Genomic DNA, 19,926 nt, shown 5'->3' on the forward strand with positions numbered 1-19,926 from the left:
GCACATGACAGCACTCGACCTCAGCAGCCCCGTGGCCGTCGTCGGCACCGGCACCATGGGCCAGGGCATAGCCCAGGTCGCGCTGGTCGCGGGTCACCCCGTACGGCTGTACGACGCCGTCCCGGGGCGCGCCCGCGAGGCGGCCGCGGCGATCGGCGCGCGTCTCGACCGGCTCGTCCAGAAGGACCGGCTCACCGCCGCCGAGCGCGACGCGGCCCGCGTCCGCCTGCTGCCCGCCGAGAGCCTGGATGCTCTCGCGGACTGCGCGCTCGTGGTGGAGGCGGTCCTGGAGCGCCTGGAGGTGAAGCAGCAGCTGTTCCGTGAGCTGGAGGACATCGTCGGCGGGGACTGCCTGTTCGCCACCAACACCTCGTCCCTGTCCGTCACCGCGATCGGCGGCGCGCTGCGGGTCCCGGGCCGCTTCGTCGGACTGCACTTCTTCAACCCTGCGCCGCTGATGCCGCTGGTCGAGGTCGTCTCCGGGTTCGCCACCGACGTCACGTCGGCCACGCGCGCGTACGAGACGGCCCGCGCCTGGGGCAAGACCCCGGTCGCCTGCGCGGACACCCCGGGTTTCATCGTCAACCGCATCGCGCGGCCCTTCTACGCCGAGGCGTTCGCGGTGTACGAGGCGCAGGCCGCCGACCCGGCCACCATCGACGCCGTGCTGCGGGAGTCGGGCGGCTTCCGGATGGGCGCCTTCGAGCTGACCGACCTGATCGGGCAGGACGTCAACGAGTCCGTCACCCGCTCCGTGTGGGAGTCCTTCTTCCAGGACGTGCGCTTCACGCCCTCGCTCGCGCAGCGGCGACTGGTCGAGTCGGGCCGGCTCGGCCGCAAGAGCGGACGCGGCTGGTACGACTACGCGGACGGCGCCGAGCGGCCCGAGCCGCACACCGCGGAGAAGGCGCAGGCACCCTCGTACGTGATCGCCGAGGGGGACCTCGGCCCCGCCTCCGAACTGCTCGCGCTGATCCGCGAGGCGGGTATCGGGGTGCGTGAGGAGGACGAGGACAACGGCACGCGCCTGGTGCTGCCGAGCGGCGGCCAGCTCGTCCTCGCCGACGGGCAGACCTCCGTCGAGTTCCGCGACGTCGTGTACTTCGACCTGGCGCTCGACTACCGCAGGGCGACCCGCATCGCCCTGTCCGCCTCCCAGGACACCTCCGCGCACACCCTGGCCGAGGCCACCGGGCTCTTCCAGGCGCTCGGCAAGGACGTCAGCGTCATCGGGGACGTGCCCGGCATGATCGTCGCCCGCACGGTGGCCCGCATCATCGACCTCGCGCACGACGCCGTCGCCAAGGGTGTGGCCACCGAGGAGGACGTCGACACCGCGATGCGGCTCGGTGTCAACTACCCCCTCGGCCCCTTCGAGTGGAGCCGCGGGCTCGGCCGTGACTGGGCCTACGGCGTCCTGGACGACCTGCACCTGCGGGACCCCTCGGGACGGTACGCCCCGTCCCTCGCGCTCTACTGCCACGCGTACGCCTCCGAGAAGCGGGAGGGCACCCCATGACCACCGCCAAGCGCGACACCTACACCCCGGAGAGCCTGCTCTCCGTCGCGGTGCAGGTCTTCAACGAGCGCGGCTACGACGGCACCTCCATGGAGCACCTGTCCAAGGCGGCGGGCATCTCCAAGTCGTCGATCTACCACCACGTCGCCGGCAAGGAGGAGCTGCTGCGCCGCGCCGTCAGCCGGGCGCTGGACGGGCTGTTCGCCATCCTGGACGAGGAGCACGCGTGCGGGGGGCGCCCGGTGGAGCGGCTGGAGTACGTGGTCAGACGCATGGTCGAGGTGCTCACCGCCGAACTGCCGTATGTGACGCTGCTGCTGCGGGTACGCGGCAACACCGGCACCGAGCGGTGGGCGCTGGAGCGGCGCCGCGAGTTCGACCACCGGGTCGCCGAGCTGCTCAAGGCGGCGGCCGCCGACGGGGACGTGCGCGGCGACGTGGAGGTGCGGCTCGCCACGCGGCTCGTCTTCGGGATGATCAACTCGATCGTGGAGTGGTACCGGCCCGACGGACGCGGCATGGGCGAGCGGGAAGTGGCCGACGCGGTCGTGCGGCTGGCCTTCGGCGGTCTCCGCAAGGAGTCGTGAGCGGGGCCTTCGAGGTCTCCCGAAGCCAGGCTCCCCGAGCCCGGCATGATCCGAACGAGAGTCCCTAGCTCTCCGGCTCCACGTCCTCCTCCTCGAACACCAGCAGTGTGCGTGTGCTGAGCACTTCGGGGATCGCCTGGAGCCGGGTGAGGACCAGCTCGCGCAGCGCCCGGTTGTCGGGCGTGTGCACCAGCAGCAGGACGTCGAAGTCGCCGCCCACCAGGGCGATGTGGGCGGCGCCGGGAAGCCTGCGCAGCTGTTCGTGGACGGTGCGCCAGGAGTTCTGGACGATTTTCAGGGTGATGTACGCCGATGTCCCGTGGCCGGCGCGCTCATGGTTCACACGCGCCCCGAAGCCGCGGATCACCCCGTCCTCTATGAGCCGGTTGATCCGCGCGTAGGCGTTGGCGCGCGAGACGTGGACGCGCTCGGCGACCGCCCGTATGGAGGCACGGCCGTCCGCCTGGAGCAGTTGCAGGATGTCCCGGTCGATCGCGTCGAGCGGGCGCGGGGGCGGCGGAACGGGGACGTGCTCCGCCGGCTCGGCCATTTGTTCAGATGCCATGCACCCCCGCCTCTCTACCATGGACGTACTGCGTCCATCTCAAGGTGTGGAGAACCGTTTGTCCACAGCCTGGAGGGGCCTGTAGCCAAAATGTGCCGTCGACCGAACAATCGGTAGGTGAGGCGCATCACTCCCGTGGCGCGCCTGAAGCCGCTCCCACGAGGAGGTGCCGTCATGACGGTCATGGAGCAGCGGGGTGCCTACCGGCCGACCCCGCCGCCCGCCTGGCAGCCCCGTACCGATCCCGCACCGCTGCTGCCCGACGCGCTGCCGTACCGCGTCCTCGGCACCGAGGCGGCCGCCAAGGCCGACCCGGAGCTGCTGCGCCGCCTGTACGCCGGGCTGGTGCGCGGACGTCGGTACAACACGCAGGCGACGGCGCTGACCAAGCAGGGCCGCCTGGCCGTCTACCCCTCCAGCACCGGGCAGGAGGCCTGCCAGGTCGCCGCCGCGCTCGTCCTTGAGGAGCGCGACTGGCTCTTTCCCAGCTACCGCGACACGCTCGCCGCAGTGGCCCGCGGCGTCGACCCGGTCCACGCCCTGACCCTGCTGCGCGGCGACTGGCACACCGGTTATGACCCGTACGAGCACCGCGTGGCCCCCCTGTGCACCCCCCTCGCCACCCAGTTGCCGCACGCCGTGGGCCTCGCGCACGCCGCGCGCCTGAAGGGCGACGACGTGGTGGCGCTCGCCCTGGTCGGCGACGGCGGCACCAGCGAGGGCGACTTCCACGAAGCCATGAACTTCGCCGCGGTCTGGCAGGCACCGGTCGTCTTCCTCGTCCAGAACAACGGCTTCGCGATCTCCGTGCCGCTCGCCAAGCAGACCGCGGCGCCCTCCCTCGCCCACAAGGCCGTCGGTTACGGCATGCCGGGCCGCCTGGTCGACGGCAACGACGCCGCCGCGGTGCACCAGGTGCTCGCCGACGCCGTCGCGCACGCGCGCGCCGGAGACGGCCCCACGCTCGTCGAGGCGGTGACGTACCGCCTGGACGCGCACACGAACGCCGACGACGCGACCCGTTACCGCGCCGAAGCCGAGGTCGAGGCCTGGCGCGACCACGATCCGATCGCGCTGCTGGAGCGGGAGCTGACAGACCGCGGACTGCTCGACGAGGAGGGGATACGGGCCGCGCGCGAGGACGTCGAGGCCCTGGCCGCCGACCTGCGCACCCGTATGAACCAGGACCCGGCCCTCGACCCGACGGACCTCTTCGCCCACGTGTACGCCGAGCCCACCGCCCAACTGGCCGAGCAGGAGGCCCAGTTGCGTGCCGAGCTCGACGCCGAGACCGCCGGACCGGAAGGAGCCGGGCGATGACGACCGTGGCCCTCAAGCCGGCCACCATGGCCCAGGCCCTCACGCGCGCGCTCCGCGACGCCATGGCCGCCGATCCGTCCGTGCATGTCATGGGCGAGGACGTCGGCACACTCGGTGGTGTCTTCCGCGTCACCGACGGACTCGCCAAGGAGTTCGGCGACGACCGATGCACGGACACGCCGCTCGCCGAGGCGGGCATCCTCGGCACGGCCGTCGGCATGGCGATGTACGGCCTCAGGCCGGTCGTCGAGATGCAGTTCGACGCGTTCGCCTACCCCGCCTTCGAGCAGCTGATCAGCCATGTCGCGCGGATGCGCAACCGCACACGTGGCGCGATGCCGCTGCCGATCACCGTCCGCGTCCCTTACGGGGGAGGCATCGGCGGTGTGGAACACCACAGCGACTCCTCCGAGGCGTACTACATGGCGACTCCGGGCCTCCACGTCGTCACGCCCGCGACCGTCGCCGACGCCTATGGGCTGCTGCGGGCCGCGATCGCCTCGGACGACCCGGTCGTCTTCCTGGAGCCCAAGCGGCTGTACTGGTCGAAGGACACGTGGAACCCGGAGGAACCCGAGGCCGTCGAGCCGATAGGCCGTGCGGTGGTGCGGCGCCCGGGACGCAGCGCCACGCTGATCACGTACGGTCCTTCGCTTCCGGTGTGCCTGGAGGCGGCCGAGGCGGCGCGCGCCGAGGGCTGGGACCTCGAAGTCGTGGACCTGCGGGCGCTGGTGCCCTTCGACGACGAGACGGTCACCGCATCCGTGCGCCGCACGGGCCGGGCCGTGGTGGTGCACGAGTCGAGCGGGTTCGGCGGGCCCGGCGGGGAGATCGCCGCGCGCGTGACGGAGCGCTGCTTCCACTACCTGGAGGCGCCGGTGCTGCGGGTGGCGGGGTTCGACATCCCGTATCCGCCGCCGATGCTGGAGCGGCACCACCTGCCGGGCGTCGACCGGATCCTGGATGCCGTGGGGCGGCTGCAGTGGGAGGCGGAGAGCTGATGGCCCAGGTGCTGGAGTTCAGGCTGCCGGACCTCGGGGAGGGACTGACCGAGGCGGAGATCGTCCGCTGGCTGGTGCAGGTCGGCGACGTCGTCGCGGTCGACCAGCCGGTCGTCGAGGTGGAGACGGCCAAGGCCATGGTCGAGGTGCCCTGCCCCTACGGCGGTGTGGTCACCGCCCGCTATGGCGAGGAGGGTGCGGAACTGCCGGTCGGAGCACCGCTGTTGACGGTCGCCGTCGGCGCGTCGGCGGAGCCGGCGGAGGAGTCGTCCGGGAACGTGCTGGTCGGATACGGCACATCGGCGGCTCCGGCGCGTCGCCGCAGGGTACGGCCGCCGCGGCCCGGCGTCCGGTCCACGGCCGGCGAGCCCTCCGACGGCCGTCGGACGGCCGGGCCCGCCGCCCAGGCCCAGGTGCGCGACGCCCAGTCCCCCGTGCCCGCTTCTCCCCTGCGCGCCGGGCGCCGCACCGCCCCGGAGCACCCCGACGGCCCCGTCCCGGTCATCTCCCCGCTGGTCCGTAGGCTCGCCCGCCAGAACGGCCTGGATCTGCGACGTTTGACGGGGTCCGGACCCGACGGGCTGATCCTGCGGGCCGATGTGGAAGGCGCCCTGAAGGCCACGGCGGCCCGCGAGGAGACGCCGAAGGCCACGCTGACCGCTCCGGCGGCCGAGACGGCTCTCCCCGAGCGCCCCGAGGCCCTCGCCGGTACCCGTGTCCCCCTCAAGGGGGTGCGCGGTGCCGTGGCCGACAAGCTCTCCCGGAGCCGGCGCGAGATCCCCGACGCGACGTGCTGGGTGGACGCCGACGCGACCGAGCTGATGCGTGCGCGGGCGGCGATGAACGCGGCCGGCGGCCCGAAGATCTCCCTGCTCGCGCTTCTGGCCCGCATCTGCACCGCTGCGCTCGCCCGGTTCCCGGAGCTCAACGCCACCGTCGACACGGAGGCCCGGGAGATCGTCCGGCTCGGCAAGGTGCACCTCGGGTTCGCCGCGCAGACCGGGCGCGGGCTCGTCGTCCCCGTCGTACGCGACGCGCACACGCGGGACGCCGAGTCGCTGACCGCGGAGTTCGCGCGGCTCACCGAGGCGGCACGCGCCGGAAGCCTCACCCCCGCGGACCTCACCGGCGGGACGTTCACGCTGAACAACTACGGCGTGTTCGGCGTCGACGGCTCGACGCCGATCATCAACCACCCCGAGGCGGCCATGCTCGGCGTCGGCCGTATCGTCCCCAAGCCCTGGGTACACGAAGGCGAACTCGCGGTGCGGCAGGTCGTGCAGCTCTCGCTCACCTTCGACCACCGGGTGTGCGACGGCGGCACGGCGGGCGGCTTCCTGCGGTACGTGGCGGACTGCGTGGAACAGCCCGCGGTGCTGCTGCGCACCCTCTGAGCCGACGGCCGGATTCGGGCGCGGTCCTGGCTCAGGGCGCTGCTCCGGATTCGGGCGCGGTCCTGGCTTCGGGCGCTGCTCCGGCTTCGGGCGCGGTCCTGGCTTCGGGCGCTGCCCCCGAAACGCGCGCGGCCCCGGCTTCGGGCGCTGCCCCGCAAACGCGCCGCCCCGGATACAGGTCCACCCCCGGAAACGGGCCCCGGCGATCCCTCGGGGAGCACAGAGGTCCCGGGGGTGGCGTTGATCCACGCGGCGCCCATACTCGGGGCATGACCGCGTACCAGCGCCCGGGCGACCCCCGCCGCGACGGCTACGACGTCGTCGTCCTCGCGGGCGGTGCCGCCCGGCGGCTCGGCGGCGCCGACAAGCCCGGTGTGCGCGTCGGTGGACGGGCACTGCTCGACCGGGTGCTGGCGGCGTGCGCCGACGCGGACACCACCGTGGTCGTCGCCGGTGCCCGGCCCACGGCACGCCCGGTGGTCTGGGCCCGTGAGGAGCCACCCGGCGCCGGACCGGTCGCCGCGCTCGAAGCGGGCCTCGGGCGGACCACGGCCGCGAATGCCGTCGTGCTCTCCGCCGACCTGCCGTTCCTCACGAAGCGGACAGTACGACGACTGCTGGACGCCCTCCGGACGAGCGGCGCCGAAGGGGCGGTGCTGACCGACCCCGAGGGGCGTGACCAGCCCCTGGTCGCCGCCTACCGCACAGCGGCACTGCGCCGCGAGCTGGCACGGCTCACCACCGAGCACACCGGTCTCACCGGCCTTCCGCTGCGGCGCCTGGTCGCCGGACTGGACCTCACCCGCGTCTCCGACTCCGTCGCCTCCTTCGACTGCGACACCTGGGACGACATCGCCGCAGCCCGATCACGTATCAGGGAGCATGGGCACGTGTTGGATGAATGGATTTCCGCAGTCAAGGACGAACTGGGCATCGACCTCGACGTCGACACCGGCGTCCTCCTCGACCTCGCCCGAGACGCCGCGCACGGCGTCGCCCGCCCCGCGGCCCCGCTGACGACGTTCCTCGTCGGCTACGCCGCCGCACGGGCCGACGGCGGCCCCGAGGCGGTCGCCGAGGCCGCCCGCAAGGCAGCCGCGCTCGCCCTGCGCTGGGCGGAGGAGGACACCGCCGAGAACAGGCCGGGCTCCGGATGACCGGGCGGGGCATCGACGGGCACCTGGACATCGAGGAACGCGACATGGAGGAGGCGCTGGCCGTGGCCAACGACAGCGGGGAGCAGAGCCGTCCGCAGGCCCGCCCCGCCCGTCCACCGCAGGACCAGCACGACCGGGACCTCGAAGAGGCCCTCGCCCTCGTCCGGGACCCGGGCCCGCGCACCCCCGAGCCCGGCCCGCCCGCTCCCGAACCCGAGGCGCGTACCGCAGAGCCCGGTCCCCGCCCACCCCGGCACCCCGGCGGCACCCAGGACCGTCCGGGTGGCACCGACGCCCCCGCCGCACCCCCCTCCACGCACCGTGCCACGCCGTGGCCCGAGGCCCGCGCGGCGGCTGAACGCGCCGCCCGCTCCGCTCCACGTCGCCCACCGCTCGACGTAGCCCTCGACGCGGCCCTCGGCCTGGTTCTTGCCGCGCCCCTCACCGCCCTCACCGACCTGCCCTCCTTCGACACCTCAGCCATGGACGGCTGGGCGGTCGCCGGCCCCGGCCCCTGGGACGTACGGGACCACGGGGTCCTCGCCGGGCACGCGGAGCCGGCCCCCCTGGGAGACGGCGAGGCCGTGCGGATCGCCACCGGTGCCCGCGTCCCGCCGGACACCACCGCCGTGCTGCGCACCGAGCACGGCCGCACCGACGACAAGGGACGGCTGCACGCCACCCGGGAAATTTCGCAGGGTCAGGACATCCGGCCGCGCGGCCAGGAGTGCCGCACCGGGGAGCACCTGCTCCCGCCGGGCACCCACATCACCCCGGCCGTCCTCGGACTGGCGGCCGCCGCCGGGTACGACGCCCTGCGCGCACTGCCCCGGCCGCGCGCCGACGTCCTCGTGCTGGGCGACGAATTGCTCACCGAGGGCCTCCCCAGGGACGGACTGATCCGTGATGCGCTCGGGCCGATGCTGCCGCCGTGGCTGCGCGCACTCGGGGCCGAAGTGACGGCCGTGCGCAGGCTCGGCGACGACGCCGACGCCCTGTACGAGGCCGTGACGTCCTCCACGGCCGACCTGATCGTCACCACGGGCGGCACCGCCGCGGGCCCCGTCGACCACGTCCACCCCATCCTGCGACGCGTCGGCGCCGAACTCCTCGTCGACGGTGTGCAGGTCCGCCCGGGCCACCCCATGCTCCTCGCACGCATCCGGGAGGACCGGCACCTCGTCGGTCTGCCCGGCAACCCCCTCGCCGCCGTCTCCGGCCTGCTCACGCTCGCCGAGCCGCTGCTGCGCACCCTCGCCGGCCGTATGGCGCCGGAGCCGTACACGCTGCCGCTGAAGGACTCCGTCCATGGTCATCCGTACGACACGCGGCTCATCCCTGTGGTCGTACGGGCCGACCAGGCCGTACCGCTGCACTATCACGGCCCCGCCATGCTGCGCGGCATCGCAGCGGCCGACGCCCTCGCGGTCGTCCCGCCCGGTGGCGCCGGTCCGGGCCAGGAAGCGGAGCTCCTCGACCTGCCGTGGGCGTTCGCCGGATGAGCCCGGCCGGGGCCGGCTCGGCCGGGCTGATCGGGAACGGGGCGTGTTTCACGTGAAACATCCGGGTCGGAGTGCCGTCGGAGGCCCGTGCGGGGGGCTCGGTGTCGCTCTTCCGTGAGGAGTAGCGTCCCTCTCATGTACGCGATCACGATTCCTGAACCCGGTGGGCCCGAGGCGCTGGTGTGGACCGAGGTCCCCGATCCCGTACCCGCCGAGGGCGAAGTGCTGGTCGACGTGGCTGCCGGAGCCGTCAACCGTGCCGATCTCCTCCAACGGCAGGGCTTCTACAACCCGCCGCCCGGGGCGTCCCCTTACCCCGGGCTCGAATGCTCCGGGCGGATCGCCGCGCTCGGGCCCGGGGTGTCCGGGTGGGCCGTCGGTGACGAGGTGTGCGCGCTGCTCGCGGGCGGCGGATACGCCGAGAAGGTCGCCGTACCGGCCGGTCAGCTGCTGCCCGTCCCCGAGGGGCTCGACCTGCGGAACGCGGCCGCGCTGCCGGAGGTGGCCTGCACGGTCTGGTCGAACGTGTTCATGGTCGCCCATCTGCGCCCGGGCGAGACGCTGCTCGTGCACGGCGGCTCCAGCGGCATCGGCACGATGGCCATCCAGCTGGCCAAGGCGGTGGGCGCGAGGGTCGCGGTCACGGCCGGAACCAAGGCGAAGCTGGACTACTGCGCCGAGCTGGGCGCGGACGTGCTGATCAACTACCGCGAACAGGACTTCGTCGAGGAGGTCCGGCAGGCCACGGCCGGTGCGGGTGCCGACGTCATCCTCGACAACATGGGGGCGAAGTACCTGGACCGCAACGTCCAGGCGCTCGCGGTGAACGGGCGTCTCGCGATCATCGGCCTGCAGGGCGGGGTGAAGGGCGAGCTGAACATCAACACGCTGCTGCGCAAGCAGGCGGCGATCACCGCGACGTCTCTGCGGGCGCGGCCGCTCGGGGAGAAGGCGGCGATCGTGGCGGCGGTGCGGGAGCACGTGTGGCCCCTGATCTCCTCCGGGGACGTGCGCCCGATCGTCGACCGTGAGGTCCCGATGAGTGACGCGGCCGAGGCCCACCGGGTGCTCGAGGAGAGCGGGCACATCGGCAAGGTGGTGCTGGTGGCGCGGTAGGCGTGGTCGTCCGGGGGTGACGGTGGCGCAGAGGGCGCCGGTCGTCCGGGGATGACGGTGGTCCCGGCGGTTCAGGCACGGCGCAGGCGCAGACCGAGGAGGGCGAGCGCCAGGCCGAGTCCCACGAGGACCAGACCGCTGCCGAGGGGGAGGATCTCGGCCGCGGGCTGCGCGGCGCCGGTCTCGCGGGCGGAGCCGGCGGCGCCCTGCGACGGGCTGGGGGAGGCCTCCACGGGGTCGGCCGCATCGCGGGACGGCTGGGTGCCGGTGGTCGGGTCGGCGGTGTCGCGGTCCCCCGGGTCCGGTATCCGTTCGGGCGGCGACGGCGGGTCCTGCTCCGTGTAGTTCGGCTCGTCGTCCTCGTCCGGTGGGTCGAGATCCGGCCGCCCGGGCCGCACCCTTCCTTCGCCCGCCCAACTGCCGGCCCGGGAGGAGTCGGGCGAGGGATCGGCGGGGCGCAGATCGGCGGAGGGTGGGTCGTCGGCGGTGGGTGGGTCGTCGGCGGGGCGCCCGGGGGCGGGCGAGCGCGCGGGGTCCTGGCGCTGGTGAGGGCGGTGGGGCCTGTCCTGGTGCTGGGGTTTTCCGTGGCCCCTCGGTTGTCCGTGGCCACGGGGAGCAGGGTGGTCATGCAGGGTGGCGTGATCCTGGAACCGCTCCTGCCGCTGAGGCTTCTCCTCGGGCCCGTCCGGGGCTGTGGTGGTGGGCGAGGCGGATGCGGGCGGCGCGGACGTGGAGCCGCCCGTCGGTATCGCGGATGCCGTGGGCCGGGGAGCGGCCGTGTCGTCGGGCGCCGTACCGGACGCCGGTGCCTTGCCGGCGGGTGGGTCGGCCGACGGGGCCGAGGAGGTGCGCTCCGGGGCGGAGTGGTGGGTCGGGGAAGCCGAGGGAGTGCGTGCGGCTGCCGTGAGCACGGCTATGGATTCATGGGCCGGATACGCGATTCGGGTGACGTACCTGCTGTGGAAGGGGCCCTCGGGCCCGGCCCGATGCACGGCCCTCGTGGTCTGCGAGGCGGCCCGTATGCCGTGGGCGGGCCGCAGCCCCTCCGCGGACGCGAGGGCGCAGGTGGATATGCCGTACAGACCGCAGACGGCCGTGGTGGTGAGCACCGGTGGCAGGACGGCCACGCGGAGCGTGCGGAACCTCGACGGTGGGCGACGCCATGGAGTCACGCGAGTGACCCCCTCCCGTGCTCGGGCGGCAAGATCAACGGCACCAGCGTCACACGGACCCCGGCGTCCGGCATCTCGGCCGTACGCCGTCCGTCGCGCTCTGCCGCACTGACGCGCCCCGCCCCACCCACTGACGCCGCACATCGGGCCGGAACTCTCCGGTGTGGGGTGGATCACTCCCCGTACCGGGCACCTGGCTGATGAGGTGTGTCGGTGCGAGAGAATGGCGGCATGGAGATGCCGAGGAACGAACGGTCGTCGGAGAACGCCCAGAAGATCCTGGTCGTGGGCCAGGACGGGATGGCTCTCGGCGGCGCCGGAGACGATGACTCCCGCGAGGTCCCGGTGACCGAACAGGTGGAGCAGCCCGCGAAGGTCATGCGCATCGGCAGCATGATCAAGCAGCTGCTGGAGGAGGTGCGGGCCGCTCCCCTGGACGAGGCGAGCCGGCAGCGTCTGAAGGAGATCCACTCCAGCTCGGTGAAGGAGTTGGAGGACGGTCTCGCCCCCGAACTCGTCGAGGAGCTCGAGCGGCTCTCCCTGCCCTTCACGCATGACGCGATCCCGAGCGACGCGGAACTGCGCATCGCGCAGGCCCAGTTGGTGGGCTGGCTGGAAGGCCTCTTCCACGGGATCCAGACCACCCTGTTCGCCCAGCAGATGGCGGCACGCGCCCAGCTGGAGCAGATGCGCCGCGCCCTCCCCCCGGGTGTGGGCTCCCCCGACGGGGAGGAGGACCGGCACGCCGGCGGCCGGGCGGGCGGCCCGTACCTGTGATCCAGGGCGTGCGAGGGGCCCGGCACCGTGCGGCGTGCGGGTGCCGGGCCCCTGCCGTCGTGTCAGCCGCGCCTCACGCCGGGTTGCCCGTCGACACCATGAGCACGATCACGGGCATGTGCTTCGGGTCGGCGTCCGTACCGGCCGCCGGGGACTGGTCCATGACCGTGTCCTGGCCGTAGGTGTTCTCGTCCTCGGACGTGATCCTGTACTTCCAGCCCGCCGCCCGGAAGCACGCCTTGACCGACGTGAGGTTCCTGAAGGAGAAGTCGGGCACCCGGATCTTCTCCGCGTCGACGTACGACGTCTCCGGCTCCGTGCACCTCGTCACCGCGATCGTCTTCGTCGTGTCCGGGCCCCGGTGGCCCGCGGCCGCGGTCGGGGGCGCGCTCATGCTGCCGTCGCCGCCGCCCGCCTGGTCCCCGCTGCTGCCGTTGCTGTGCAGCAGCAGTGAGGTGAGCAGGCCGACGATCACGACCAGGGCGACCACGACCGAGCCGATGACCACGGCCTGGTTGCCCTTCTGCTCGCCCGCGGCGGGCGCCTGCGCGGGCAGTCGGTAGGGCGGCGGGGTCGCTGCGGTCTGCTGCGGCGTGTACCCGGGGGTCTGCGGGGGCGTCGGGTAGCCGCCCTGCTGCGGGTAGGCGTAGGCGGCCGAGGGGGCGGGGGCGCCGTACGGGCCGGGCTGGTACGGCGTCTGCACGGGCCCTACGGGGCCCGGCGCCGACTGGCCGACCGGCGGGAAGACCGCGGAGCCGACACCGGCGCCGCTCGGCGGCTGCGCGCCCGGCACGATGCTCGGCGCGGCGGCAGTGAGCGACGCGGCCACCCGCAGGCACTCACCCCGCATCGACTCCGCGTTCGGGAAGCGTTCGTTCGGGTTCTTCTTCAGCGCGCGGGCGACCAGCGCGTCCACCGCGGGCGGCAGTGAACGGTTGATCGAGGACGGAGCCACCGGCTCCTCCTGCACATGCGCGTACGCGATGGCGAGCGGTGAATCCGCCTCGAACGGCAGCCTCCCGGTGACCAGCTGGAACACCATGATCCCGACCGAGTACAGGTCGGACCGCGCGTCGACGCCCCGGCCGAGGGCCTGCTCGGGCGACAGGTACTGCGGAGTGCCGACCACCATGCCCGTCTGGGTCATCGAGGTGACGCCGGACTGCATGGCACGGGCGATGCCGAAGTCCATGACCTTGACGACGTTGCGTTTCGTCATCATCACGTTGCCCGGCTTGATGTCCCGGTGGACCAGGCCCATCTCGTGGCTGATCTCCAGGGCCGCCAGCACATCCGCGGTGATCTTCAGCGCCTTGTCGGCCGGCATGGCGCCGTACTGCCGGATGTCCGCGTCGAGGACCGAGCCGAGCGGCCTGCCCTCGATGTACTCCATGACGATGTACGGGGTCGTCGCCCCGCCCAGCTCGTCCTCACCGGTGTCGAACACCGAGACGATGTTCGTGTGCGTGAGTTTCGCCACGGCCTGCGCCTCGCGGCGGAAGCGTTCCCGGAAGGCCTGCTCGCGTCCCAGCTCGGTGTGGAGTGTCTTGATCGCGACCTGACGGTCCAGGACCGAGTCGTACGCCAGGTGCACCGAGGCCATGCCGCCCTCGCCGAGCAAGTCGCGCAGCTGGTAGCGGCCGCCGGCGAGCGCGCGCCCCGCATACCGGCCGTGTGCGCCGTCCTGGCTCATGTTCTGCGTCCCCCATCGGCGCGGCGGCAGCGGCTGCTGGTGCTCCCGCGGTCCGTGATCGATATCCGTGTTGTCGTCGGCGATCGACGGCGAGTGTTCCGTGATCGACCGGTCGATTCCCGGCCAAGTCTGCCCCAGGGCAAGGACACGTCAAGCTCGGTGCCCGTTCCGTGACCGTACGCGAAAGAAGCGTCGCGGAAGCGTTACAGGTGTTGTACGGCCGGGACACGGAATGTGCAGCTGGGACCGGGTTCGGGGTTTGATGGCCGGTCCATCTCGAATCCATCTCGGACCGGAGCCTTGCGCGGAGCCTGTAGCGTGGCCCGTCGGAGACCGTACCAACCACCGCGCAGACCGCGGGCAGAAACGACGGCGAGGACCGATGGCACAGACGCAGCGCGCCCAGGGCCCGTCCGACCCCGAGGCGACTGGCGGCGGGATGTCGGACGCGCCGGAGACCTGGGGCAACGGCGGACTTGTCGGGGACGGCCGGTACCGGCTGACCCGTAGGCTCGGCCGGGGCGGCATGGCCGAGGTGTTCGCGGCCGAGGACGTGCGCCTCGGCCGGACGGTCGCGGTCAAGCTGCTCCGTTCCGACCTGGCCGAGGACCCGGTCTCCAAGGCGCGTTTCACCCGCGAGGCCCAGTCGGTGGCGGGGCTCAACCACCACGCGATCGTCGCCGTGTACGACTCCGGCGAGGACGTCGTGGGCGGCCAGTCGGTGCCGTACATCGTGATGGAGCTGGTCGAGGGCCGTACGATCCGCGACCTGCTGCTCAACGCGGAGGCGCCCGGCTCCGAGCAGGCCCTGATCATCGTCTCGGGCGTCCTGGAGGCGCTCGCCTACTCGCACCAGCACGGCATCGTGCACCGCGACATCAAGCCGGCCAACGTCATCATCACCCACAACGGCGCCGTGAAGGTGATGGACTTCGGCATCGCGCGCGCCCTGCACGGGGCGTCCACGACGATGACGCAGACCGGCATGGTGATGGGCACCCCGCAGTACCTGTCCCCGGAGCAGGCGCTGGGCAAGGCCGTGGACCACCGCTCCGACCTCTACGCGACGGGCTGCCTGCTGTACGAACTGCTGGCACTGCGGCCCCCCTTCGTGGGGGAGACGCCGCTGTCCGTGGTCTACCAGCACGTTCAGGACATCCCGGTGCCGCCGTCCCAGGTCTCGGAGGGGGCGTCGCCGCCCGAGCTGGACGGGCTCGTGATGCGCTCCCTCGCCAAGGAGCCGGACGACCGGTTCCAGACCGCCGAGGAGATGCGCGGGCTGGTCCAGTACGCGCTGCAGATGCTCTACGACCAGGGCGGCCACACCGGCACCTGGAGTACCGGCCCGGTGGCGGTGCACGACGGCCGCCACACCCCGGCCGCCGGCCTCGCCGGCACGGCGATGCTGCCGCACCCGGGAGAGTCGGGCACCGCGCAGATCCCGCAGCCGATCCTGCCCTCGGGGTACGGCTCCGGCGACGACAGCGGTTTCGAGGGGCACGGCAACAAGGGCAGCGGGCGCGGCAAGCTGTGGGTCCTCGCGGTCCTCGCGGTCATCGCGATCGCGGCGGGCGTCGCACTGGCCATGCAGAAGAACAACGGGGTCGGCGGCGGGACCGGTCCGACGAACACGCCCAGCGTCACGCAGTCGCACGAGGAGCAGCAGCCCAGCCAGACGCCCACGGACGAGCAGACCGCCACCTCAACGGACGACAACTCGGACACGAGCGGCGGTTCGGACTGGACGCCCTCGCAACGGCCGTCGCAGACCTACAGCCAGCAGCCGCCGGCCGAGCCCTCGGCGACGCCGTCCGAGTCGAGCGAGCAGCCGACCTCGTCGGCCCCCTCGCAGACGCAGCCCTCCGACACGCCCTCGGGCGGCGCGGGCGGCGGCTCCACGCCTCCGGCCGGCTCGTCGAACGGGGGCGGCGACAGCTCGGGCGGCAGCCAGGGGCCGTGACGGCCCGCGGTGAAGCGCCCTCCACGCGCGCGTGGCCCGGAACGGGCACCACGCGCGCGTGATCGTTTTCGGCCGTCTCCCATGGCCGTCTTCCACGGCCGTCTCCCGTGACCGCCTCCCGCGGTCGTGCCCCGCACGGCCGGCGAGTGGGGCGGGCCACACGTCCGACACCCGCGTCACTCCAGATGATGTCTTCCCGTCCTCCGGGCGCGCGGGATAACGTGCCGTTGTTCCGGCCCCCTGCAAGGCTGTGACCAGCACTGTTCCCGACTGACTCGATTTACTTGGAAATCCAAGCAAAATCCCAGGTCAGAAGGGGTTTCACAGAAATGTGGCGCGCTGGGTAACGTGCCCCTTGCAGGGTGCTCGCCGGGGCACCTTCCGCGTCTGTTCGTCACGAGCCGCACCCACCCCGTGCGTCCGTGCGGTGCAGGCGGAGCCGCTCCCAGCGGCCCGAACGGGCCGAGGGGAACCCAGGCACCCGGCGAACCCGGGGGCCGGACCGACGGAGGAGCACACGTGACCGTGGAGAGCACTGCCGCGCGCAAGCCGCGACGCAGCGCCGGAAGCAAGGCCGGCACCACCGGCACCAAGCGCACCACCAGCAACACGTCCGGGAAGGGCGCCGACCCCGGCCTCGTGCAGTTGCTGACGCCTGAGGGCACGCGGGTGGCAAGCCCCGAGTACGACCGGTACGTCGAGGACATCACACCCGAACAGCTGCGCGGGCTGTACCGGGACATGGTGCTGACCCGCCGTTTCGACGCCGAGGCCACCTCCCTGCAGCGCCAGGGCGAGCTGGGCCTGTGGGCCTCGCTGCTCGGCCAGGAGGCCGCCCAGATCGGCTCGGGCCGGGCCCTGCGTGACGACGACTACGTCTTCCCGACCTACCGCGAGCACGGCGTCGCCTGGTGCCGCGGTGTGGACCCGACCAACCTGCTCGGCATGTTCCGCGGGGTGAACAACGGCGGCTGGGACCCGAACAGCAACAACTTCCACCTCTACACGATCGTCATCGGCTCGCAGACCCTGCACGCCACCGGCTACGCCATGGGCGTGGCCAAGGACGGCGCGGACTCGGCCGTGATCGCGTACTTCGGTGACGGTGCCTCCAGCCAGGGCGACGTGGCGGAGTCGTTCACGTTCGCGGCGGTCTACAACGCCCCGGTGGTGTTCTTCTGCCAGAACAACCAGTGGGCGATCTCCGAGCCCACCGAGAAGCAGACCCGGGTGCCGCTGTACCAGCGTGCGCAGGGTTTCGGCTTCCCGGGCGTGCGGGTCGACGGCAACGACGTGCTGGCCTGCCTCGCGGTGACCAAGTGGGCGCTGGAGCGGGCGCGCAACGGCGACGGCCCGACCCTGGTGGAGGCCTTCACCTACCGCATGGGCGCCCACACCACCTCCGACGACCCGACCCGCTACCGCCTCGACGACGAGCGGGCCGCCTGGGAGGCGAAGGACCCGATCGCCCGCGTGCGCGCCTATCTCGAGGCGTCAAACCACGCGGACGAGGGATTCTTCGCGGAACTCGAGACGGAGAGCGAGACGTTGGGAAGGCGGGTGCGTGAAGCGGTCCGTGCCATGCCGGACCCGGACCACTTCGCCATCTTCGAGCACGCGTACGCGGACGGGCATGCGCTCGTCGACGAGGAGCGGGCCCAGTTCGCCGCCTACCAGGCGTCGTTCGCGGACACCGACGCTGAAGGGGGACGGTGACATGGCCGAGAAGATGGCGATCGCCAAGGCGATCAACGAGTCGCTGCGCAAGGCCCTGGAGTCGGACCCCAAGGTCCTGGTGATGGGCGAGGACGTCGGCAAGCTCGGCGGTGTCTTCCGGGTGACGGACGGGCTGCAGAAGGACTTCGGCGAGGAGCGGGTGATCGACACCCCGCTCGCGGAGTCGGGCATCGTCGGCACGGCGATCGGTCTCGCGCTGCGCGGGTACCGGCCGGTGGTGGAGATCCAGTTCGACGGGTTCGTCTTCCCGGCCTACGACCAGATCGTCACCCAGCTGGCGAAGATGCACGCCCGCTCGCTGGGCAAGGTCAAGCTGCCCGTCGTCGTGCGCATCCCCTATGGCGGCGGCATCGGCGCGGTCGAGCACCACAGCGAGTCCCCCGAGGCGCTGTTCGCGCACGTGGCGGGCCTGAAGGTCGTCTCTCCGTCCGACGCCTCGGACGCGTACTGGATGATGCAGCAGGCGATCCAGAGCGACGACCCGGTGATCTTCTTCGAGCCGAAGCGGCGCTACTGGGACAAGTCCGAGGTCAACACCGAGGCGATTCCGGGCCCGCTGCACAGGGCACGAGTGGTGCGTGAGGGCACGGACCTGACCCTGGCCGCGTACGGCCCGATGGTGAAGGTGTGCCAGGAGGCCGCGGCGGCCGCCCAGGAGGAGGGCAGGTCGCTGGAGGTGCTGGACCTGCGCTCGGTCTCCCCCCTCGACTTCGACACGATCCAGGCGTCGGTGGAGAGGACCCGCCGTCTGGTGGTGGTGCACGAGGCGCCGGTGTTCTTCGGTTCGGGCGCGGAGATCGCCGCTCGTATCACGGAGCGGTGCTTCTACCACCTGGAGGCGCCCGTGCTGCGGGTCGGCGGCTACCACGCGCCGTATCCGCCGGCGCGGCTGGAGGAGGAGTACCTGCCGGGCCTGGACCGGGTGCTGGACGCCGTCGACCGCGCCCTGGCGTACTGAGGAGAGGGTCGTGACGACGATGACTGACGCGTCCGTGCGCGAGTTCAAGATGCCCGACGTGGGCGAGGGGCTCACCGAGGCGGAGATCCTCAAGTGGTACGTCCAGCCGGGTGACACGGTCACCGACGGGCAGGTCGTGTGCGAGGTGGAGACGGCGAAGGCGGCCGTGGAGCTGCCGATCCCGTACGACGGGGTGGTCCGCGAGCTGCACTTCCCGGAGGGCACCACGGTGGACGTCGGCACCTCGATCATCGCGGTGGACGTGACCGGCGGCACCTCCGTCGGGGAGGCGCAGGCGCCCGTCGAGACGGCGGCGCAGGAGCAGTCCGAGGCGAAGGAGACCCAGAAGGAGGGCCGCAAGCCGGTCCTCGTCGGGTACGGCGTCGCCGAGTCCTCCACCCGGCGCCGCCCCCGCAAGGCGCCCGCGGCGGCCGAGGAGAGGCTCCCCGCGGTCCAGGGCGATCTCAACGGACACGGCAACCAGGTCCGCCCGCTGGCGAAGCCGCCGGTGCGCAAGCTGGCGAAGGACCTGGGCGTCGACCTGGCGACGGTACGGCCGTCGGGCCCGGACGGAACCATCACGCGCGAGGACGTGCAGGCGGCGGTGGCCTCTGCACCGGCCCCCGAGGCCCCTGCGGCCCCGGTGACCCCCGTGGCACCCGCCCCCGTCGAGATGCCGGCGCGGGCGGTGACGTACGACAGCGGACGGGAGACCCGTGTCCCGGTCAAGGGCGTCCGCAAGGCCACCGCGCAGGCGATGGTGGGCTCGGCGTTCACCGCGCCGCACGTCACGGAGTTCGTGACCGTCGACGTCACCCGCACGATGAAGCTGGTCGAGGAGCTCAAGCAGGACAGGGACTTCGACGGCCTGCGGGTCAACCCCCTGCTGCTGATCGCCAAGGCGCTGCTGGTCGCGATCAAGCGGAACCCGGACGTCAACGCGTCCTGGGACGAGGCCAACCAGGAGATCGTCCGCAAGCACTACGTGAACCTGGGCATCGCCGCGGCCACCCCGCGCGGTCTGATCGTGCCGAACATCAAGGACGCGCACGACAAGACCCTGCCGCAACTGGCCGAGGCGCTGGGCGAACTGGTGGCCACGGCCCGGGAGGGCAGGACGAGCCCCGCGGCGATGCAGGGCGGCACGATCACGATCACGAACGTCGGCGTGTTCGGCGTCGACACCGGCACGCCGATCCTCAACCCGGGCGAGTCCGCGATCCTCGCGGTCGGCGCGATCAAGCTCCAGCCGTGGGTCCACAAGGGCAAGGTCAAGCCCCGCCGGGTCATGACCCTTGCCCTGAGCTTCGACCACCGCCTGGTCGACGGCGAACTGGGCTCCAAGGTCCTCGCGGACGTCGCGGCGATCCTGGAGCAGCCGAAGCGGTTGATCACCTGGGCGTAGCGCGGGACGACATGCCTATGGTGAAGGGGGCCCGCCGCTGACCGGCAGCGGCAGGCCCCCTTG

16 protein-coding genes are annotated in these 19,926 nt (G+C 72.5%); 13 read left to right on the forward strand and 3 right to left on the reverse strand.

Annotated elements, in window-relative coordinates:
- The first annotated feature begins 4 nt into the window (after positions 1-4).
- Complete coding sequence (locus AC5WS8_RS08580) at positions 5-1,519, forward strand: 3-hydroxyacyl-CoA dehydrogenase (protein ID WP_496102690.1); 1,515 nt, start codon at positions 5-7, stop codon at positions 1,517-1,519.
- On the forward strand, positions 1,516-2,106 hold the full coding sequence (locus tag AC5WS8_RS08585) for a TetR/AcrR family transcriptional regulator (protein ID WP_496102691.1): 591 nt from the start codon (positions 1,516-1,518) through the stop codon (positions 2,104-2,106). The genes AC5WS8_RS08580 and AC5WS8_RS08585 overlap by 4 nt, the downstream gene beginning before the upstream one ends.
- 64 nt (positions 2,107-2,170) lie before the next feature.
- Here AC5WS8_RS08585 and AC5WS8_RS08590 read toward each other — a convergent pair whose 3' ends face one another.
- Positions 2,171-2,656, reverse strand: a complete 486-nt coding sequence (locus tag AC5WS8_RS08590; protein WP_496102792.1) for an Lrp/AsnC family transcriptional regulator — start codon at positions 2,654-2,656, stop codon at positions 2,171-2,173.
- Positions 2,657-2,845: 189 nt separating this feature from the next.
- Between AC5WS8_RS08590 and pdhA (AC5WS8_RS08595) the strand changes: the two genes are divergently transcribed.
- The 6 genes from pdhA (AC5WS8_RS08595) (at position 2,846) to AC5WS8_RS08620 (ending at position 10,161) form a co-directional block, all read left to right on the forward strand.
- Positions 2,846-3,991: a pyruvate dehydrogenase (acetyl-transferring) E1 component subunit alpha gene (gene pdhA, locus AC5WS8_RS08595; RefSeq protein ID WP_496102692.1), complete on the forward strand. Its 1,146-nt coding sequence runs from the start codon at positions 2,846-2,848 to the stop codon at positions 3,989-3,991.
- Positions 3,988-4,992: an alpha-ketoacid dehydrogenase subunit beta gene (locus AC5WS8_RS08600; RefSeq protein ID WP_496102693.1), complete on the forward strand. Its 1,005-nt coding sequence runs from the start codon at positions 3,988-3,990 to the stop codon at positions 4,990-4,992. Before pdhA (AC5WS8_RS08595) ends, AC5WS8_RS08600 begins: the two co-directional genes overlap by 4 nt.
- Entirely contained in the window at positions 4,992-6,386 is a 1,395-nt protein-coding gene (locus AC5WS8_RS08605; protein ID WP_496102694.1) for a dihydrolipoamide acetyltransferase family protein, read from the forward strand. The genes AC5WS8_RS08600 and AC5WS8_RS08605 overlap by 1 nt, the downstream gene beginning before the upstream one ends.
- 269 nt (positions 6,387-6,655) lie before the next feature.
- Entirely contained in the window at positions 6,656-7,543 is an 888-nt protein-coding gene (locus AC5WS8_RS08610; RefSeq protein WP_496102695.1) for an NTP transferase domain-containing protein, read from the forward strand.
- A complete protein-coding gene (locus tag AC5WS8_RS08615) occupies positions 7,540-9,045 on the forward strand; it encodes a molybdopterin molybdotransferase MoeA (protein WP_496102696.1) in 1,506 nt (501 codons plus the stop codon). The genes AC5WS8_RS08610 and AC5WS8_RS08615 overlap by 4 nt, the downstream gene beginning before the upstream one ends.
- Before the next feature lie 135 nt (positions 9,046-9,180).
- Positions 9,181-10,161, forward strand: coding sequence for an NAD(P)H-quinone oxidoreductase (locus tag AC5WS8_RS08620; protein WP_496102697.1), 981 nt, complete (start codon positions 9,181-9,183; stop codon positions 10,159-10,161).
- 71 nt (positions 10,162-10,232) lie between these two features.
- Here AC5WS8_RS08620 and AC5WS8_RS08625 read toward each other — a convergent pair whose 3' ends face one another.
- Entirely contained in the window at positions 10,233-11,288 is a 1,056-nt protein-coding gene (locus AC5WS8_RS08625) for a hypothetical protein (RefSeq protein WP_496102698.1), read from the reverse strand.
- A gap of 276 nt (positions 11,289-11,564) precedes the next feature.
- On the opposite strand from AC5WS8_RS08625, the gene AC5WS8_RS08630 reads away from it, so the two are divergent.
- A complete protein-coding gene (locus AC5WS8_RS08630; RefSeq protein ID WP_496102699.1) occupies positions 11,565-12,110 on the forward strand; it encodes a bacterial proteasome activator family protein in 546 nt (181 codons plus the stop codon).
- A 73-nt stretch (positions 12,111-12,183) separates the two neighbouring features.
- Here the strand turns inward: AC5WS8_RS08630 and AC5WS8_RS08635 are convergent, their stop codons facing one another.
- The gene (locus tag AC5WS8_RS08635; RefSeq protein WP_496102700.1) at positions 12,184-13,803 is read right to left on the reverse strand and encodes a protein kinase domain-containing protein; all 1,620 of its coding nucleotides are present in this window, start codon (positions 13,801-13,803) and stop codon (positions 12,184-12,186) included.
- 382 nt (positions 13,804-14,185) lie between these two features.
- Between AC5WS8_RS08635 and AC5WS8_RS08640 the strand changes: the two genes are divergently transcribed.
- The 4 genes from AC5WS8_RS08640 to AC5WS8_RS08655 all read left to right on the forward strand — a co-directional run bounded on the left by AC5WS8_RS08640 (position 14,186) and on the right by AC5WS8_RS08655 (position 19,863).
- Positions 14,186-15,763: a protein kinase domain-containing protein gene (locus AC5WS8_RS08640; protein ID WP_496102701.1), complete on the forward strand. Its 1,578-nt coding sequence runs from the start codon at positions 14,186-14,188 to the stop codon at positions 15,761-15,763.
- A gap of 519 nt (positions 15,764-16,282) precedes the next feature.
- Positions 16,283-17,479, forward strand: a complete 1,197-nt coding sequence (gene pdhA, locus AC5WS8_RS08645) for a pyruvate dehydrogenase (acetyl-transferring) E1 component subunit alpha (RefSeq protein ID WP_496102702.1) — start codon at positions 16,283-16,285, stop codon at positions 17,477-17,479.
- A gap of 1 nt (position 17,480) precedes the next feature.
- Complete coding sequence (locus AC5WS8_RS08650) at positions 17,481-18,458, forward strand: alpha-ketoacid dehydrogenase subunit beta (protein WP_496102703.1); 978 nt, start codon at positions 17,481-17,483, stop codon at positions 18,456-18,458.
- A gap of 10 nt (positions 18,459-18,468) precedes the next feature.
- On the forward strand, positions 18,469-19,863 hold the full coding sequence (locus AC5WS8_RS08655; RefSeq protein WP_496102704.1) for a dihydrolipoamide acetyltransferase family protein: 1,395 nt from the start codon (positions 18,469-18,471) through the stop codon (positions 19,861-19,863).
- Positions 19,864-19,926: the final 63 nt, after the last annotated feature.

The organism is Streptomyces sp. PTL18 (genome assembly GCF_059510295.1).

What these genes read in the sequence shown, in the direction of transcription:
- AC5WS8_RS08605 (WP_496102694.1), top strand. Translation starts at nt 4,992, where the DNA reads ATGGCCCAGGTGCTGGAGTTCAGGCTGCCGGACCTCGGGGAGGGACTG.
- AC5WS8_RS08635 (WP_496102700.1), bottom strand. Translation starts at nt 13,803, where the DNA reads ATGAGCCAGGACGGCGCACACGGCCGGTATGCGGGGCGCGCGCTCGCC.
- AC5WS8_RS08630 (WP_496102699.1), top strand. Translation starts at nt 11,565, where the DNA reads ATGGAGATGCCGAGGAACGAACGGTCGTCGGAGAACGCCCAGAAGATC.
- AC5WS8_RS08620 (WP_496102697.1), top strand. Translation starts at nt 9,181, where the DNA reads ATGTACGCGATCACGATTCCTGAACCCGGTGGGCCCGAGGCGCTGGTG.
- AC5WS8_RS08600 (WP_496102693.1), top strand. Translation starts at nt 3,988, where the DNA reads ATGACGACCGTGGCCCTCAAGCCGGCCACCATGGCCCAGGCCCTCACG.
- AC5WS8_RS08650 (WP_496102703.1), top strand. Translation starts at nt 17,481, where the DNA reads ATGGCCGAGAAGATGGCGATCGCCAAGGCGATCAACGAGTCGCTGCGC.
- AC5WS8_RS08590 (WP_496102792.1), bottom strand. Translation starts at nt 2,656, where the DNA reads ATGGCCGAGCCGGCGGAGCACGTCCCCGTTCCGCCGCCCCCGCGCCCG.
- AC5WS8_RS08580 (WP_496102690.1), top strand. Translation starts at nt 5, where the DNA reads ATGACAGCACTCGACCTCAGCAGCCCCGTGGCCGTCGTCGGCACCGGC.
- AC5WS8_RS08615 (WP_496102696.1), top strand. Translation starts at nt 7,540, where the DNA reads ATGACCGGGCGGGGCATCGACGGGCACCTGGACATCGAGGAACGCGAC.
- pdhA (WP_496102692.1), top strand. Translation starts at nt 2,846, where the DNA reads ATGACGGTCATGGAGCAGCGGGGTGCCTACCGGCCGACCCCGCCGCCC.
- AC5WS8_RS08610 (WP_496102695.1), top strand. Translation starts at nt 6,656, where the DNA reads ATGACCGCGTACCAGCGCCCGGGCGACCCCCGCCGCGACGGCTACGAC.
- AC5WS8_RS08640 (WP_496102701.1), top strand. Translation starts at nt 14,186, where the DNA reads ATGGCACAGACGCAGCGCGCCCAGGGCCCGTCCGACCCCGAGGCGACT.
- AC5WS8_RS08585 (WP_496102691.1), top strand. Translation starts at nt 1,516, where the DNA reads ATGACCACCGCCAAGCGCGACACCTACACCCCGGAGAGCCTGCTCTCC.